Genomic DNA, 17,454 nt, shown 5'->3' on the forward strand with positions numbered 1-17,454 from the left:
GGGGAGTGTCTCAGCCCCCGAACTCCTCAAGACCCTTCAGCGCCTGGTCCAGCAGCGCCTGGCGGCCCTCCAGCTCACGCTCCAGCTTGTCGGCGCGGGAGGTGTTGCCCTGGGCGCGGGCCTGCTCGACCTGGCCGCGGAGCTTGTCCACGGCGGCCTGGAGCTGACCGGTCAGACCCGCGGCACGCGCACGCGCCTCCGGGTTGGTCCGGCGCCACTCGGCCTCCTCGGCCTCCTGGATCGCCCGCTCCACGGCGTGCATCCGGCCCTCGACCTTGCCCCGCGCGTCGCGCGGCACATGCCCGATGGCCTCCCACCGCTCGTTGACCGAACGGAAGGCGGCACGTGCGGCCTTCAGGTCCCGCACCGGGAGGATCTGCTCGGCCTCCTCGGCCAGCGCCTCCTTGAGCTTCAGGTTCTCGCCCTGCTCCGCGTCCCGCTCGGCGAACACCGAGCTGCGCGCGGCGAAGAACACGTCCTGCGCGCCCCGGAAGCGGTTCCACAGGTCGTCCTCGTGCTCGCGCTGGGCGCGGCCCGCGGCCTTCCAGTCCGTCATCAGCTCGCGGTACCGGGCCGCCGTGGCACCCCAGTCCGTCGAGCCCGACAGCGCCTCCGCCTCCGCGACCAGCCGCTCCTTCACGCGCCGGGCGTCCTCGCGCTGCGAGTCGAGCTGCGCGAAGTGCGCCTTGCGGCGCTTGGAGAAAGCCGACCGGGCGTGCGAGAAGCGGTGCCACAGCTCGTCGTCGGACTTGCGGTCGAGCCGGGGCAGGCCCTTCCAGGTGTCCACCAGGGCCCGCAGCCGCTCACCGGCCACCCGCCACTGGTCGGACGCCGCGAGCTGCTCCGCCTCCGCGACCAGGTCCTCCTTGGCCTTGCGGGCCGCGTCGGACTGCTTGGCCCGCTGCGCCTTGCGCTCCTCGCGGCGCGACTCGACCTTCTCGACGAGCTTGTCCAGCCGGGTCCGCAGCGCGTCCAGGTCGCCCACCGCGTGGTGCGCGTCCACCTGCTCGCGGATGTGGCCGATCGCGGTCTGGGCGTCCTTCGCGGACAGATCGGTGGTCTGCACGCGCTTTTCGAGGAGGCCGATCTCGACCACCAGGCCCTCGTACTTGCGCTCGAAGTAGGCAAGCGCCTCCTCGGGGGAGCCGGCCGCCCACGATCCGACGACCTGCTCGCCGTCGGCCGTACGCACGTACACGGTCCCCGTCTCGTCGACGCGGCCCCACGGGTCGCTGCTCACAGCGCCTCCTCCACATGATGCCTGCGGGGAGCCTCCCGGCCCCCTGGCATCGTCCACAATTTCGTCATCGCCAACATAGGCGACCGGCAGGGGGCCTGTCCGCATCCGGAGGCACCCAATTCCGCAGGCGACCGGCCCGCGGGGGCGGACCGGAAGGCCCCCGCGGGGTCAGGACTTCGTGACCGTCGCCTTGTCGATCACGACCGTCGCGTTCGGGGCGCCGTCGCCCTGGCCGGTGTTCTCGCCCGCCTTGGCGATCTTGTCCAGCACCTTCAGCCCGGCCTTGTCGATCGTGCCGAAGGGGGTGTACGACGGCGGCAGCGGGCTGTCCTTGTACACCAGGAAGAACTGGCTGCCGCCGGTGTGCGGCTGCCCGGTGTTGGCCATCGCCACCGTGCCCGCCGGGTAGGTGTTCTTCTTGAGGCTCTTGTCCTTCAGGTTCTCGTCCGGGATCGTGTAGCCCGGCCCGCCGGTGCCGGTGCCCGTCGGGTCACCGCACTGCAGGACGTAGATCCCGTTCGTGGTCAGCCGGTGGCACTTGGTGTGGTCGAAGAAGCCCTTGTCCGCGAGGTAGGAGAAGGAGTTCACCGTGTGCGGGGCCGCAGACGCCTTCAGGGCCAGACCGATGTCGCCGCAGGTGGTGGCCAGCTTCATCGTGTAGTCGGCCGACGTGTCGATCGACATCGCCGGCTCCTTCTTCCAGGACTGCTTCTTCACCGAGCCCTTGGCCGGCTTCTCGCAGGGGTCCGGGGCCTTGCTGGGGCTCGCGGACGCGCTCGGCGAGGACCCGGCGGCGTCCACCTTCTTCTCGCCGTCGTCCTTCATCACGCCCGTCGTGTACAGCGCCACACTGCCGATCACGATCACGCCGAGCACCGACGCGATCACCGAGTTGCGCATGCGCGCCTTGCGTCGCGCGTCCGTGCGCCGCTGCTGCTGCCGCAAGAACTTCTCCCGTGCGAGCTGACGCCGCCGCTGCTCCTGGCTGACCACCGGGTTTCTCCCTCATGCGTGTCGTGTGCCGACCGGTACGTGTGCGTCCTGTGATCCGACAGGCGCGTGTAGCCCCGTACCGTATATGGGTTCGCTGAGGAAACGGCAGCGCCGGTAGGCTCTAGGGGGCTTCTTCCCGGTCCTCGCGGGCCCGCGAGGACCGGGAAGAAGCCCCCCACCACGGGCCGCCCGCGCGCGAGCCCTCCCGTACCGACACAACGAAGGACGATCGTGCTCATTGCCGGGTTCCCCGCCGGGGCCTGGGGGACGAACTGTTATCTCGTCGCCCCCGCCGCCGGTGAGGAGTGCGTGATCATCGACCCCGGCCATCAGGCCGCCCCCGGCGTCGAGGAAGCGCTGAAGAAGCATCGCCTCAAGCCGACCGCCGTCGTCCTCACCCACGGCCACATCGACCACGTCGCCTCCGTCGTCCCCGTGTGCGGCGCGCACGACGTGCCCGCGTGGATTCATCCCGACGACCGCTACATGCTGAGCGACCCGGAGAAGGCGCTCGGCCGGTCCATCGGGATGCCGCTCATGGGCGAACTGACCGTGGGGGAGCCGGACGACGTCCGGGAGCTGACCGACGGGGCGAAGCTGGACCTGGCCGGGATGGAGTTCTCCGTCGCCCACGCGCCGGGCCATACCAAGGGGTCGGTGACCTTCCGGATGCCCGAGAGCGCCGACGTCCCGTCGGTCTTCTTCTCCGGGGATCTGCTGTTCGCCGGCTCCGTGGGACGCACCGACCTGCCGGGCGGATCGATGGAGGAGATGCTCGGGTCGCTGGCACGCGTGTGCCTGCCGCTCGACGACTCCACCGTGGTCCTGTCCGGCCACGGCCCCCAGACCACCATCGGCCAGGAACGCGCCACCAACCCCTATCTGCGGCAGGTGGCCGCCGGCCAGGGAACCGACCCGGCTCCCCGACGAGGAATGTGACGAGAGAACTTCCGTGAGCACCTTCAAGGCCCCCAAGGGCACGTACGACCTGATCCCGCCGCAGTCCGCGCAGTACCTCGCCGTCCGGGAGGCCATCGCCGCCCCCCTGCGCAACTCCGGGTACGGCTACATCGAGACGCCGGGCTTCGAGAACGTCGAGCTGTTCGCGCGCGGTGTCGGCGAGTCCACCGACATCGTCACCAAGGAGATGTACGCCTTCGAGACCAAGGGCGGCGACCGCCTCGCCCTGCGCCCCGAAGGCACCGCCTCCGTGCTCCGCGCCGCCCTGGAGGCCAACCTGCACAAGGCGGGCAACCTCCCGGTCAAGCTCTGGTACTCCGGCTCCTACTACCGCTACGAGCGCCCGCAGAAGGGCCGTTACCGCCACTTCTCCCAGGTCGGCGCCGAGGCGATCGGTGCCGAGGACCCCGCGCTGGACGCCGAGCTGATCATCCTGGCCGACCAGGCGTACCGCTCGCTGGGTCTGCGCGAGTTCCGCATCCTGCTCAACAGCCTGGGCGACGCCGAGTGCCGTCCGGTGTACCGGGCCGCGCTCCAGGACTTCCTGCGCGGACTCGACCTCGACGAGGACACCCTGCGCCGCGCCGAGATCAACCCGCTGCGCGTCCTGGACGACAAGCGCGAGTCGGTGCAGAAGCAGCTCACCGGCGCCCCCCTGCTGCGCGACTACCTGTGCGACGCCTGCAAGGCGTACCACGAGGAGGTCCGCGAGCTGATCACCGCCGCCGGCGTCGCCTTCGAGGACGACCCCAAGCTGGTCCGGGGCCTGGACTACTACACCCGCACCACCTTCGAGTTCGTCCACGACGGCCTCGGCTCCCAGTCCGCCGTCGGCGGCGGCGGCCGGTACGACGGCCTCTCCGAGATGATCGGCGGCCCCGCGCTGCCCTCGGTCGGCTGGGCGCTCGGCGTGGACCGCACCGTGCTCGCCCTGGAGGCCGAGGGCGTGGAGCTGGACCTGCCCTCCACCACCAGCGTCTTCGCCGTCCCGCTCGGCGAGGAGGCCCGGCGGGTGCTGTTCGCCAAGGTCACCGAGTTGCGCAAGGTCGGCGTCGCAGCCGACTTCTCCTACGGCGGCAAGGGCCTGAAGGCCGCGATGAAGGCCGCCAACCGCTCCGGCGCCCGCTACGCGCTGGTGCTCGGCGAGCGCGACCTCGCCGAGGGCCTGGTCCAGGTCAAGGACATGGAGTCCGGCGAGCAGACCGCGGTCGGCCTCAACGAGGTCGTCGCGGAGCTGGAGTCCCGGCTCTGAGCCTCCGGGAGCAGCAAGGGGCCGACGGGCCGGACGGACTGCCGTCCGGCCCGTCACCGTTCGATCGCCTGTGCTGCCGTACGGCCCGAACCGGCCGAAAATAGAGACAGCGTGCCCCGCCCGCCTCGAACTTATGCACAGCGAACGGTGCGCGAGGGGCCCTGTGCGGCACAATGACCGATGCCCGAAGCAGGTCCGATCTAGCGAGTGACGGAATCGGCGTGATGAGCAAGACGACAGTCAACGACGTCTCCACCCAGTCCGGGCCCGAGCGTTCTCGCGGCACGGCCCGCCTTGAGGGCGGCAGCCGCGCCTTCGCCCTGATGCTGGTGATCACCGGCGCGGCCGGACTGCTCGCCGCCTGGGTCATCACGCTCGACAAGTTCAAGCTGCTCGAGGCCAAGGCCGCGGGCAAGACCTTCGTCCCCGGCTGCAGCCTCAACCCCGTGGTCTCCTGCGGCAGCGTCATGGAGAGCAAGCAGGCCGCCGCCTTCGGCTTCCCCAACCCCATGCTGGGCCTGGTCGCCTACGGCATCGTGATCTGCGTCGGGGTGAGCCTGCTCGCCCGTGCCCGCTTCCCCCGCTGGTACTGGCTGACCTTCAACGCCGGCACGCTGTTCGGGGTCGGTTTCTGCACCTGGCTCCAGTTCCAGTCCCTGTACCGGATCAACGCCCTGTGCCTGTGGTGCTCACTGGCCTGGGTCGCCACGATCATCATGTTCTGGTACGTCACCTCCTTCAACGTGCGCCAGGGCTTCCTGCCCGCCCCGCGCCCGCTGCGCTCCTTCTTCGGCGAGTTCACCTGGGTCCTGCCCGTGCTGCACATCGGGATCATCGGCATGCTGATCCTGACCCGCTGGTGGAGCTTCTGGACGAGCTGACCGGCCCGCCCCGACCGGCGGCCGGGGGCGTTGTCAGTGGCGTGATTTAGGGTTTTCGGTGTGGAAGCCGACCTGTTCACCGCCGCAGCCGAAGAACGCCAGGAGAAGGAGCCCGCGGGCAGTCCCCTGGCGGCGCGCATGCGTCCGCGCACCCTCGACGAGGTGGTGGGCCAGCGCCACCTGCTCAAGCCGGGCTCACCGCTGCGCAGACTGGTCGGCGAGGGCGGCCGGGGTCCGGCCGGACCCTCCTCGGTGATCCTCTGGGGCCCGCCCGGCACCGGCAAGACCACCCTCGCCCACGTCGTCTCCCGCGCCACCGACCAGCGCTTCGTGGAGCTGAGCGCGATCAGCGCCGGCGTCAAGGAGGTCCGCGCGGTCATCGACGGCGCCCGCCGCGCCACCGGCGGCTTCGGCAAGGAGACCGTCCTCTTCCTCGACGAGATCCACCGCTTCAGCAAGGCCCAGCAGGACTCCCTGCTCCCGGCCGTGGAGAACCGCTGGGTCACCCTGATCGCGGCCACCACCGAGAACCCGTACTTCTCGGTCATCTCCCCGCTGCTCTCCCGCTCCCTGCTCCTCACCCTCGAACCGCTCACCGACGACGACGTACGCGACCTCGTGCGCCGCGCCCTCGCCGACGAGCGGGGCCTCGGCGGGACGCTCACCCTCCCCGAGGAGTCCGAGGAGCACATCCTGCGGGTGGCCGGCGGCGACGCCCGCCGCGCCCTCACCGTGCTGGAGGCCGCCGCGGGCGCCTCCCTCGACAAGGGCGACGACGCCATCACCCTGACCACGCTGGAGGAGACCGTCGACCGCGCGGCGGTGAAGTACGACCGTGACGGCGACCAGCACTACGACGTGGCCAGCGCCCTGATCAAGTCCATCCGGGGCTCCGACGTGGACGCCGCCCTGCACTACCTGGCCCGCATGATCGAGGCCGGCGAGGACCCCCGCTTCATCGCCCGGCGCCTGATGATCTCCGCCAGCGAGGACATCGGCGTCGCCGACCCGGGCGCGCTGCCGATAGCCGTCGCGGCCGCGCAGGCCGTCGCGATGATCGGCTTCCCCGAGGCCGCGCTCACCCTCAGCCACGCCACCATCGCGCTCGCGCTGGCCCCCAAGTCCAACTCCGCGACCACCGCGATCGGCGAGGCCCTGGCCGACGTGCGCAAGGGCCTCGCGGGCCCGGTCCCGCCCCACCTGCGGGACGGGCACTACCAGGGCGCCAAGAAGCTGGGCCACGCCAAGGGGTACGTCTACCCGCACAACCAGGCCGACGGCATCGCCGCCCAGCAGTACGCCCCGGACGCCCTCAAGGACCGCGAGTACTACACCCCGACCCGGCACGGCGCCGAGGCGCGGTACGCGGACGCGGTCGAATGGACCAGGAAGCACCTGGGTCGCAAGCGGTCCTGAGCGCCCTGTAGACTGCCTCGAAGTGCTGAGTCCCGTGTCCGGGCCCCCGACAAGGGGGAACGGCTCACCAGAGCGGGACATCCAGCCGGAGAGTCCGGCCCCAGGGCGGGGTTCTCCAGGAGCGTCGCGCACCGTCGAAGGTGTCGCGGGCAGCCCACCACCCTCCGGCCAATCGCCGGGACCGGTCGGTGGGCCACTCGCGTGCTGCACGTATGTGCCCAGTTCGGGGAACGGCTGCCCGGCCCGTCCGGCAAGGACAGGCAGGGTCTCCCCGGCTGCGGATGCGACCTCCCCTAACCCTGGTGAAGCCGTATTCGCATAAGAAACACGAGGTGTCGGTTCCATGGCGAACCAGTCCCGCCCCAAGGTCAAGAAGTCGCGTGCCCTCGGCATCGCGCTGACCCCGAAGGCCGTCAAGTACTTCGAGGCCCGCCCCTACCCGCCGGGCGAGCACGGCCGCGGCCGCAAGCAGAACTCGGACTACAAGGTCCGTCTGCTCGAGAAGCAGCGTCTGCGCGCGCAGTACGACGTGTCCGAGCGCCAGCTCGTCCGCGCCTACGAGCGTGCCTCCAAGGTTCAGGGCAAGACCGGTGAGGCCCTGATCATCGAGCTCGAGCGCCGCCTCGACGCGCTGGTCCTGCGTTCGGGCATCGCCCGCACGATCTACCAGGCCCGCCAGATGGTCGTCCACGGCCACATCCAGGTCAACGGCCAGAAGGTCGACAAGCCGTCCTTCCGTGTCCGCCCGGACGACGTCGTGCAGGTGCGCGACCGCTCCAAGGACAAGACGCTCTTCCAGGTCGCGCGCGAGGGTGGCTTCGCCGCCGACGGTGAGACCCCGCGCTACCTCCAGGTGAACCTCAAGGCCCTGGCGTTCCGCCTGGACCGTGAGCCGAACCGCAAGGAGATCCCGGTGATCTGCGACGAGCAGCTCGTCGTCGAGTACTACGCCCGCTGATCCCAGCCCCGGCGCAGCACCACGGCCCGTCGTCCCCCCGCCCTCCGGCGGACGGGACGGCGGGCTCGCGCGTTCCCGGCATCCCCGTCGGAGCCCGGTAATCCGGTACGGAGCCCCGCCGGTGGCGCGATAGGCTCGGTGCACGACTTTATCGATGCTCAAGCACGTTTCAGGGAGCTGGTGCGCACAGTGTCCGGTGGAGAGGTTGCCGGGATGCTGGTGGCCGTCTTCTGGGCGATCCTGGTCTCCTTCCTCGCCGTAGCGCTGGCGAGGCTGGCCCAGACGCTCAAGGCGACCACCAAGCTCGTGGCGGACGTGACCGACCAGGCCGTCCCGCTGCTGGCGGACGCGTCCACGGCGGTGCGCTCGGCGCAGACCCAGATCGAGCGCGTCGACGCCATCGCCTCCGACGTGCAGGAGGTGACGTCGAACGCCTCCGCGCTCTCCTCCACCGTCGCCTCCACCTTCGGCGGCCCCCTGGTCAAGGTCGCGGCCTTCGGCTACGGCGTCCGCCGCGCGCTCGGCGGCCGCGACGAGGCCAGGCCCGCGAAGACGCCGCGCCGTACGGTGATCGTGGGCCGGACGGTCCCGGCCGCACGGCGGGGCAAGCGAAAGAAGGACTGAGGACCGCGATGTTCCGCCGTACGTTCTGGTTCGGCACCGGCGTCGCCGCCGGTGTGTGGGCCACCACCAAGGTCAACCGCAAGCTGAAGCAGCTCACCCCCGAGAGCCTCGCCGTCACCGCGGCCAACAAGGCGCTGGAGACCGGGCACCGGCTCAAGGACGCGGCGGTCGGCTTCGCACTCGACGTCCGCCACAACATGGTCCAGCGCGAGGCGGAGCTGGAGGAGGCGCTCGGCATCCACGAGAGCCCCGCCCTGCCGGAGCCCCGGCGGATCACCGCCATCGAGAACAACAGCAGCACAGTGAAGTACATCGAGAACACGACGTACTCGTACAACCGGAATGAGGACCACTGATGGAGTCGGCCGAGATTCGCCGCCGCTGGCTGAGCTTCTTCGAGGAGCGCGGGCACACCGTCGTCCCTTCGGCGTCGCTCATCGCGGACGACCCGACTCTGCTCCTCGTCCCGGCCGGCATGGTGCCCTTCAAGCCCTACTTCCTGGGTGAGGTCAAGCCGCCCTTCCAGCGCGCCACCAGCGTGCAGAAGTGCGTGCGCACGCCCGACATCGAAGAGGTCGGCAAGACCACCCGCCACGGCACCTTCTTCCAGATGTGCGGCAACTTCTCCTTCGGCGACTACTTCAAGGAAGGCGCCATCAAGTTCGCCTGGGAGCTGCTCACCAGCCCCCAGGACAAGGGCGGTTACGGCCTCGACCCCGAGCGCCTGTGGATCACCGTCTACAAGGACGACGACGAGGCCGAGCGCATCTGGCACGACGTCGTGGGCGTGCCCAAGGAGCGCATCCAGCGCCTGGGCATGAAGGACAACTACTGGTCCATGGGCGTCCCCGGCCCCTGCGGCCCCTGCTCCGAGATCAACTACGACCGCGGCCCCGAGTTCGGCGTCGAGGGCGGCCCCGCCGTCAACGACGAGCGGTACGTCGAGATCTGGAACCTCGTCTTCATGCAGTACGAGCGGGGCGAGGGCATCGGCAAGGACGACTTCGAGATCCTCGGGGACCTGCCGAGCCAGAACATCGACACGGGCCTCGGCCTGGAGCGCCTCGCCATGATTCTGCAGGGCGTGCAGAACATGTACGAGATCGACACCTCCATGGCCGTCATCGAGAAGGCCACCGAGCTGACGGGTGTGGCCTACGGCGACGCCCAGGCCTCGGACGTCTCGCTGCGCGTGGTCACCGACCACATGCGCACCGCCGTCATGCTGATCGGCGACGGTGTCACCCCCGGCAACGAGGGCCGCGGCTACGTGCTGCGCCGCATCATGCGCCGCGCCATCCGCAACATGCGCCTGCTGGGCGCCGACGGTCCGGTGGTCAAGCCGCTGATCGACGTCGTGATCGCCATGATGGGCCAGCAGTACCCCGAGCTGATCACCGACCGCGAGCGCATCGAGAAGGTCGCCGTCGCCGAGGAGAACGCCTTCCTCAAGACGCTCAAGGCCGGCACCAACATCCTCGACACCGCCGTCACCGAGACCAAGCAGTCCGGCGGCAGCATGCTCTCCGGCGACAAGGCGTTCCTGCTCCACGACACCTGGGGCTTCCCGATCGACCTCACCCTGGAGATGGCCGCCGAGCAGGGCCTCTCCGTGGACGAGACCGGGTTCCGCCGCCTGATGACGGCGCAGCGGGAGCGCGCCAAGGCCGACGCCCGCGCCAAGAAGACCGGCCACGCCGACCTCGGCGCCTACCGGGAGATCGCGGACGCCTCCGGCGCCACCGACTTCATCGGCTACAGCGACACCGAGAGCGAGACCACGATCGTCGGCATCCTCGTCGACGGCGTCTCCTCGCCGGCCGCCACGGAGGGCGACGAGGTCGAGATCGTACTCGACCGCACCCCGTTCTACGCCGAGGGCGGCGGCCAGATCGGTGACACCGGCCGCATCAAGGTCGACACCGGTGCCGTCATCGAGGTGCGCGACACCCAGAAGCCGGTGCCGGGCGTCTACGTCCACAAGGGCGTCGTCCAGGTCGGCGAGGTCACGGTCGGTGCCAAGGCCCAGGCGTCCATCGACGCCCGCCGCCGCAAGGCCATCGCCCGCGCCCACTCGGCCACCCACCTGACCCACCAGGCGCTGCGCGACGCCCTCGGCCCGACGGCCGCCCAGGCCGGTTCGGAGAACCAGCCCGGCCGCTTCCGCTTCGACTTCGGCTCCCCGGCCGCCGTCCCGACGGCCGTGATGACCGACGTCGAGCAGAAGATCAACGAGGTCCTCTCCCGCGACCTGGACGTGCACGCCGAGGTCATGGGCATCGACGAGGCCAAGAAGCAGGGCGCCATCGCCGAGTTCGGCGAGAAGTACGGCGAGCGGGTCCGCGTGGTCACCATCGGCGACTTCTCCAAGGAGCTGTGCGGCGGCACGCATGTGCACAACACCGCCCAGCTCGGCCTGGTGAAGCTGCTCGGCGAGTCCTCCATCGGCTCCGGCGTGCGCCGGATCGAGGCGCTGGTCGGCATGGACGCCTACAACTTCCTCGCCCGCGAGCACACGGTCGTCAACCAGCTCAGCGAGCTGATCAAGGGACGCCCGGAGGAGCTGCCGGAGAAGGTCTCCGCGATGCTCGGCAAGCTGAAGGACGCCGAGAAGGAGATCGAGAAGTTCCGCGCCGAGAAGGTGCTCCAGGCCGCCGCCGGTCTCGCCGGGTCCGCCAAGGACGTGCGCGGTGTCGCCCTGGTCGCCGGCCAGGTCCCGGACGGCACCACCCCGGACGACCTGCGCAAGCTGGTGCTGGACGTGCGCGGGCGCATCCAGGGCGGCCGGGCCGCCGTGGTCGCCCTGTTCACGGTGAACAACGGCAAGCCGCTCACCGTGATCGCCACCAACGAGGCGGCCCGCGAGCGCGGCCTCAAGGCCGGTGAGCTGGTCCGCACCGCCGCCAAGACCCTCGGCGGCGGCGGTGGCGGCAAGCCGGACGTCGCCCAGGGCGGCGGCCAGAACTCGGCCGCCGTCGGCGAGGCCGTCGACGCCGTCGAGCGCCTCGTCGCCGACACCGCGAAGTAGGCCGGGCCGTCATGCGCAGAGGACGCCGGCTCGCCGTCGACGTCGGGGACGCCCGGATCGGGGTCGCCTCGTGCGACCCCGACGGAATCCTCGCCACCCCGGTGGAGACGGTCCCCGGCCGCGACGTCCCGGCCGCGCACCGCAGGCTGCGGCAACTGGTCGAGGAGTACGAGCCGATCGAGGTCGTTGTCGGGCTCCCCCGCTCCCTCAAGGGGGGCGAGGGCCCGGCGGCGGTCAAGGTGCGCGCGTTCACCCAGGAGCTGGCACGGGGCATCAAGCCGGTGCCGGTCCGGCTGGTCGACGAGCGGATGACCACGGTGACGGCCAGTCAGGGACTGCGCGCCTCGGGCGTGAAGTCCAAGAAGGGCCGCTCCGTGATCGACCAGGCGGCCGCGGTGATCATCCTCCAGCAGGCACTGGAATCCGAACGGGTGTCAGGTGCACCACCCGGTGAGGGCGTCGAAGTGGTCATCTGATCGCAGTGCGGTAACGTTCCGCGCGATGCGGCGGTGTTCGAACAGCCGCCGCACAGCAAGAGGCGGAACGGAAGCCGGTCCTGGAGCCGGGCGACCGTCGGCCTCGCGGCTCTAGGGGATCGATGACTGAGTATGGCCGGGGCCCAGGCACCGAACCGTGGCATCCGGAGGACCCGTTGTACGGGGATGCCGGGTGGGGAGCGCAGGCGGCCCACGCGGGACAGCAGTACCCCTACGGCGGCCAGCCGCAGCACCCGCAGTACCACGGCTGGTCCCAGGACCAGCAGCCGCACTACGGGGGTCAGCAGTACCCCCAGTACGACGGTCAGGGCCAGCACTTCGATCCCCAGCAGACCGGGCAGCACCCGCATCCCCAGCAGCACCAGGGCGGCTGGGACGCCACGGGCACGCACGGCCATGTGCCCTACGCCGCTGATCCGGGCGACCCCTACGGGCAGCACCCTGTCGCCTACGGCGCCGAGCAGCCCGACCTCTACGGCACCGAGGACGCCTACCCGCCGCCCCAGCCGCCCGGCCACCGGCAGCCCCAGGGCGACGACGAGCACCCCCTGCCCCCCGGCGACGACGACGGCGACCCCGAGGCCGACGACACGGCGGTGCCCCCCGAGCGGCGCGGCAAGGGCCGCAAGCCCGTCAAGAGCAAGAAGGGCCGCACCGGCTGCGCCCTGATGGTCGTCGTCCTGGTCTTCGGCGGCGGGCTCGGCGGCGTCGCCTACTTCGGCTACCAGTTCTACAAAGACCGTTTCGCCCCCGCCCCGGACTACGCGGGCAGCGGCAACGGCGAGGCGGTGACGGTCGAGATCCCCAAGGGTGCGGTCGGCGCCGACATCGGCCGCAAGCTGAAGGAGGCCGGCGTCGTTCAGAGCGTCGACGCCTTCGTCTCGGCCCAGCTTGCCAACCCCAACGGCAAGTCCCTCCAGGACGGGGTCTACACCCTCCAGAAGCACATGTCCGCCGCCAGCGCGGTGGAGCTGATGCTCAGCCCGAAGAGCCGTGACAACCTCGTCATTCCCGAAGGCAAGCGCAACATCTGGGTGTACGAGGCGATCGACACCCGCCTGAAGCTCGCCAAGGGCACCACGGCGAAAATCGCCAAGAACGACTGGAAGGACCTTGGCCTGCCCTCCTGGGCGAACAGCAACAAGGGCATCAAGGACCCCCTGGAGGGATTCCTCTTCCCGTCCAGCTACGCGGTGGCGAAGGGCATGAAGCCCAAGGACGTCCTGAAGAGCATGGTCGAGCGCTCGAACGAGCAGTACAAGCAGTACGACCTCGCGGGCAAGGCTCAGGACCTGGGCCTGGACAGTCCGCTCCAGGTGCTCACGGTGGCGAGCCTCGTGCAGGTCGAGGGCAAGTACAAGCACGACTTCGGCAAGGTCGCCCGCGTCGTGTACAACCGCCTCAAGCCGGACAACGTCGAGACGGCCGGCCGACTGGAGTTCGACTCCACGGTCAACTACCTGAAGGGCCAGAGCACCCTGGACGTAGGCTCGGTCGCCGATCTGCGGAAGATCGCCGATCCGTACAACACGTACGACATCAAGGGACTTCCGCCCGGTCCCATCAGCAACCCCGGCAGCGAAGCGATCGAGTCCGCGCTGAACCCCACTCCGGGTCCTTGGTACTACTTCGTCTCGATCAACGAGAACGAGACGGTCTTCGCCGTCACCAACGAGGAGCACAACCGGAACGTGGAGAAGTACCAGGAGGCGCGGAAGCAGGCCGGTAACTGATCCGGCGGGGTGTCGAGCCGGCCGGTCGGAGACCTGCGGTCCGCAAAGCAAGGGACATGTGCAATGACTTCAAGGGCCACCGGCGCCCGCCGGGCCGCCGTGCTCGGCAAGCCCATCGCCCACTCGCTCTCCCCGGTGCTGCACCGGGCGGCCTACGCCGAACTCGGCCTCGACAACTGGTCGTACGACCGGTTCGAGGTCGACGAGGCGGGGCTGGCCGGGTTCTTCGAGGGGCTGGGACCCGAATGGGCCGGACTGTCGTTGACGATGCCGCTCAAGCGGGCCGTGATGCCCCTGCTGGACGAGGTCAGTGAGACGGCGGCCTCCGTGGATGCCGTCAACACGGTGGTGTTCACGGAGGACGGGCGCAAGGTAGGGGACAACACCGACATCCCCGGCATGGTGGCGGCGCTGCGCGAGCACGGGATCGAGGAGGTGGAGTCCGCCGCAGTCCTCGGCGCCGGCGCCACCGCCTCCTCCGCGCTCGCCGCGCTCGCCCGGATCTGCCCGGGCGAGGTCGTGGTGTACGTCCGCAGCGCCGCCCGCGCCGCCGAGATCCGGGAGTGGGGCGAGCGCCTCGACATGGACGTCCGCACCGCCGACTGGGCGGACGCCGCCGAGGCCCTGCACGCGCCCCTGGTGATCGCCACCACCCCCGCCGGCACCGCCGACGCCCTCGCCACCGCCGTACCCGAGCGCCCCACCACCCTCTTCGACGTGCTCTACGACCCCTGGCCCACCGAGCTGGCGGCCCGCTGGTCGATGTTCGGCGGCGCCGTGGTCGGCGGTCTGGACCTGCTGGTCCACCAGGCGGTGCTGCAGGTGGAACGGATGACCGGCCGCACCCCGGCCCCGCTGGAGGCCATGCGCCGGGCGGGCGAACGGGCCCTCGCCGCCCGCTGACCCGCCGCACCCCGCCCCGCACCTGGGTCCCGAAATCCGGACCGAGGCCCGGATACCGGGCCCGGCGTGGGAGGATCGGAGGTGGCGGGCCGGGATCGCGCACCCGGTCGGGCCGCCGCCGTACGCGCGGACACGCGTAAGCGGGGCAGTACCGGGCGCGAAATCTGAGGAGCACCGTTGAGCAGGCTGCGTTGGCTGACCGCGGGGGAGTCCCACGGTCCCGCACTCGTCGCGACGCTGGAGGGACTTCCCGCCGGCGTGCCGATCACCACGGAGATGGTGGCGGATCATCTCGCGCGGCGGCGGCTCGGCTATGGGCGTGGCGCGCGGATGAAGTTCGAGCGTGACGAGGTCACGTTCCTCGGCGGTGTGCGGCACGGGTTCACGCTCGGCTCCCCGGTGGCGGTCATGGTGGGCAACACCGAGTGGCCGAAGTGGGAGCAGGTCATGTCGGCCGACCCGGTGGACGAGGAGGTGCTGGCCGGCCTCGCGCGCAACGCCCCGCTGACCCGCCCGCGCCCCGGCCACGCGGACCTCGCCGGCATGCAGAAGTACGGCTTCGACGAGGCCCGGCCGATCCTGGAGCGGGCCTCCGCGCGGGAGACGGCGGCGCGGGTCGCGCTCGGCGCGGTCGCCAGGTCGTACCTGAAGGAGACCGCCGGGATCGAGATCGTCAGCCACGTCGTGGAACTGGCCGCCGCGAAGGCGCCGTACGGCGTGTACCCGACCCCGGCCGACGTCGAGCGGCTCGACGAGGACCCGGTGCGCTGCCTGGACGCGGACGCCTCCAAGGCGATGGTCGCGGAGATCGACCAGGCCCACAAGGACGGCGACACCCTCGGCGGCGTGGTCGAGGTGCTGGCGTACGGCGTCCCGGTCGGCCTCGGCTCGCACGTGCACTGGGACCGCAGGCTGGACGCCCGGCTCGCGGCCGCTCTCATGGGCATCCAGGCGATCAAGGGCGTCGAGGTCGGCGACGGCTTCGACCTGGCCCGCGTGCCCGGCTCGAAGGCGCACGACGAGATCCTCAGCACCCCCGAGGGCATCAAGCGCGCCACCGGCCGCTCCGGCGGCACCGAGGGCGGCCTGACCACCGGTGAGCTGCTGCGGGTGCGCGCGGCGATGAAGCCGATCGCCACCGTGCCGCGGGCGCTGGCCACGGTCGACGTCGCCACCGGCGAGGCCGCGCAGGCCCACCACCAGCGCTCCGACGTGTGCGCGGTCCCGGCCGCCGGCATCGTGGCCGAGGCGATGGTGGCCCTGGTCCTCGCGGACGCGGTCGCGGAGAAGTTCGGCGGCGACAGCGTGGCCGAGACCCGGCGCAACGTCCGCTCCTACCTCGACAACCTGGCGATCGGATGAGCGCCGTGCCCGTGGTCGTCCTGGTGGGCCCGATGGGCGTGGGCAAGTCCACCGTCGGACGGCTGCTGGCCGACCGGCTGGGCGTCGCGTTCCGGGACACCGACGACGACATCGTGGCCGCCCAGGGCCGCACCATCGCCGAGATCTTCGTGGACGACGGCGAGGACGCCTTCCGCGCGCTGGAGAAGCGCGCGGTGGCCGAGGCGGTCGCCGGGCACGCGGGCGTCCTCGCGCTGGGCGGCGGCGCCGTCCTCGACGCGGACACCCGGGCGCTGCTGACCGCGCAGCGGGTGGTCTACCTCTCGATGGACGTCGAGGAGGCCGTGCGCCGCACCGGGCTGAACGCCGCCCGCCCGCTGCTCGCCGTCAACCCGCGCCAGCAGTGGCGCGCGCTGATGGAGGCCCGCCGCCATCTGTACGAAGAGGTCGCCACCGCCGTCGTGCCGACCGACGGACGCGGTCCCGAGGACGTCGCCCGAGCCGTCCTGGACGCACTGGAGTTGAAGGAAGCATGAGCGAGGCAGTCACCCGCATCCAGATCGCCGGCACGGCGGGCACCGACCCCTACGAGGTCCTGGTGGGCCGCCAGTTGCTGGGCGAGCTGGCCGGACTGATCGGCCAGAAGGCCAAGCGGGTCGCCGTCATCCACCCCGAGGCGCTCGCCGAGACCGGCGACGCGCTCCGTGCCGACCTGGCGGAGCAGGGGTACGAGGCGGTCGCCATCCAGGTGCCCAACGCCGAGGAGGCGAAGACCGCCGAGGTCGCCGCCTACTGCTGGAAGGCCCTTGGCCAGTCCGGCTTCACCCGTACCGACGTGGTCGTGGGCGTCGGCGGCGGCGCCACCACCGACCTCGCCGGCTTCGTCGCGGCGACCTGGCTGCGCGGGGTGCGCTGGATCGCCGTACCCACCACCGTGCTGGCCATGGTGGACGCGGCGGTCGGCGGCAAGACCGGCATCAACACCGCCGAGGGCAAGAACCTCGTCGGCGCCTTCCACCCCCCGGCCGGCGTCCTGTGCGACCTGGCCGCGCTGGACTCCCTCCCGGTGCACGACTACGTCTCCGGGCTCGCGGAGGTCATCAAGGCCGGCTTCATCGCCGACCCGGTGATCCTCGACCTGATCGAGTCCGACCCGGAGGCCGCCCGTACCCCGGCAGGACCGCACACCGCCGAGCTGATCGAGCGGTCGATCCGGGTCAAGGCCGACGTGGTCTCCTCCGACCTCAAGGAGACCGGCCGCCGGGAGATCCTCAACTACGGCCACACGCTCGGGCACGCCATCGAGAAGAACGAGCGGTACAAGTGGCGGCACGGCGCGGCCGTCGCCGTCGGCATGCACTTCGCCGCTGAACTCGGCCGTCTGGCAGGCCGGTTGGACGACGCGACCGCCGACCGGCACCGCGCGGTCCTGGAGTCCGTCGGCCTGCCCCTGCACTACCGCTACGACCAGTGGCCCAAGCTGGTGGAGGCGATGAAGGTCGACAAGAAGTCCCGCGGCGACCTGCTCCGCTTCATCGTGCTGGACGGCCTCGCCCGGCCGACCGTGCTGGAGGGCCCCGACCCGGCCGTGCTCCTCGCCGCCTACGGCGAGGTCGGCCAGTAGGTCC

The 17,454-nt window shown here is 71.0% G+C and carries 16 protein-coding genes; 14 read left to right on the plus strand and 2 right to left on the minus strand.

Annotated features, from left to right (window positions below; genetic code table 11):
• Window positions 1-10: 10 nt before the first annotated feature.
• Entirely contained in the window at window positions 11-1,240 is a 1,230-nt protein-coding gene (locus GT030_RS22370; RefSeq protein WP_161202621.1) for a DUF349 domain-containing protein, read from the minus strand.
• A gap of 168 nt (window positions 1,241-1,408) precedes the next feature.
• Window positions 1,409-2,233: a peptidylprolyl isomerase gene (locus GT030_RS22375; protein ID WP_161202622.1), complete on the minus strand. Its 825-nt coding sequence runs from the start codon at window positions 2,231-2,233 to the stop codon at window positions 1,409-1,411.
• Window positions 2,234-2,464: 231 nt separating this feature from the next.
• Here GT030_RS22375 and GT030_RS22380 point away from each other — a divergent pair, with 231 nt between their 5' ends.
• The 14 genes from GT030_RS22380 (at window position 2,465) to aroB (ending at window position 17,450) form a co-directional block, all read left to right on the plus strand.
• Window positions 2,465-3,172, plus strand: a complete 708-nt coding sequence (locus tag GT030_RS22380; protein WP_161202623.1) for an MBL fold metallo-hydrolase — start codon at window positions 2,465-2,467, stop codon at window positions 3,170-3,172.
• Between the two features lie 13 nt (window positions 3,173-3,185).
• Complete coding sequence (gene hisS, locus GT030_RS22385) at window positions 3,186-4,445, plus strand: histidine--tRNA ligase (RefSeq protein ID WP_030810658.1); 1,260 nt, start codon at window positions 3,186-3,188, stop codon at window positions 4,443-4,445.
• 224 nt (window positions 4,446-4,669) lie between these two features.
• Window positions 4,670-5,326 carry a vitamin K epoxide reductase family protein gene (locus GT030_RS22390; RefSeq protein ID WP_161202624.1) on the plus strand — a complete coding sequence of 219 codons (657 nt, stop codon included), beginning with the start codon at window positions 4,670-4,672 and terminating at the stop codon, window positions 5,324-5,326.
• Between the two features lie 60 nt (window positions 5,327-5,386).
• On the plus strand, window positions 5,387-6,742 hold the full coding sequence (locus tag GT030_RS22395; protein ID WP_161202625.1) for a replication-associated recombination protein A: 1,356 nt from the start codon (window positions 5,387-5,389) through the stop codon (window positions 6,740-6,742).
• Between the two features lie 343 nt (window positions 6,743-7,085).
• The gene (gene rpsD, locus GT030_RS22400) at window positions 7,086-7,700 is read left to right on the plus strand and encodes a 30S ribosomal protein S4 (protein ID WP_135788065.1); all 615 of its coding nucleotides are present in this window, start codon (window positions 7,086-7,088) and stop codon (window positions 7,698-7,700) included.
• A 180-nt stretch (window positions 7,701-7,880) separates the two neighbouring features.
• Complete coding sequence (locus tag GT030_RS22405; RefSeq protein ID WP_161202626.1) at window positions 7,881-8,324, plus strand: DUF948 domain-containing protein; 444 nt, start codon at window positions 7,881-7,883, stop codon at window positions 8,322-8,324.
• A gap of 8 nt (window positions 8,325-8,332) precedes the next feature.
• Entirely contained in the window at window positions 8,333-8,680 is a 348-nt protein-coding gene (locus tag GT030_RS22410) for a hypothetical protein (RefSeq protein ID WP_161202627.1), read from the plus strand.
• Window positions 8,680-11,352 carry an alanine--tRNA ligase gene (alaS, locus tag GT030_RS22415; RefSeq protein ID WP_161202628.1) on the plus strand — a complete coding sequence of 891 codons (2,673 nt, stop codon included), beginning with the start codon at window positions 8,680-8,682 and terminating at the stop codon, window positions 11,350-11,352. Before GT030_RS22410 ends, alaS begins: the two co-directional genes overlap by 1 nt.
• Window positions 11,353-11,363: 11 nt before the next feature.
• On the plus strand, window positions 11,364-11,828 hold the full coding sequence (gene ruvX / locus GT030_RS22420; RefSeq protein ID WP_161202629.1) for a Holliday junction resolvase RuvX: 465 nt from the start codon (window positions 11,364-11,366) through the stop codon (window positions 11,826-11,828).
• 122 nt (window positions 11,829-11,950) lie between these two features.
• Window positions 11,951-13,582, plus strand: a complete 1,632-nt coding sequence (mltG, locus tag GT030_RS22425; RefSeq protein WP_202460427.1) for an endolytic transglycosylase MltG — start codon at window positions 11,951-11,953, stop codon at window positions 13,580-13,582.
• Between the two features lie 63 nt (window positions 13,583-13,645).
• Window positions 13,646-14,485 (plus strand): shikimate dehydrogenase, encoded by an 840-nt coding sequence (locus tag GT030_RS22430; protein WP_161202631.1) that lies wholly within the window; start codon window positions 13,646-13,648, stop codon window positions 14,483-14,485.
• 177 nt (window positions 14,486-14,662) lie between these two features.
• Entirely contained in the window at window positions 14,663-15,847 is a 1,185-nt protein-coding gene (aroC, locus tag GT030_RS22435; protein WP_161202632.1) for a chorismate synthase, read from the plus strand.
• Window positions 15,844-16,362, plus strand: a complete 519-nt coding sequence (locus GT030_RS22440; RefSeq protein WP_161202633.1) for a shikimate kinase — start codon at window positions 15,844-15,846, stop codon at window positions 16,360-16,362. Before aroC ends, GT030_RS22440 begins: the two co-directional genes overlap by 4 nt.
• Window positions 16,359-17,450, plus strand: a complete 1,092-nt coding sequence (gene aroB / locus GT030_RS22445; RefSeq protein WP_135788059.1) for a 3-dehydroquinate synthase — start codon at window positions 16,359-16,361, stop codon at window positions 17,448-17,450. The genes GT030_RS22440 and aroB overlap by 4 nt, the downstream gene beginning before the upstream one ends.
• Window positions 17,451-17,454 lie beyond the last annotated feature (4 nt).

Origin of the sequence: Streptomyces sp. SID1328, from assembly GCF_009865595.1 — a bacterium.
In the GTDB taxonomy this organism is placed as follows: Bacteria; Actinomycetota; Actinomycetes; order Streptomycetales; family Streptomycetaceae; genus Streptomyces; species Streptomyces griseoluteus.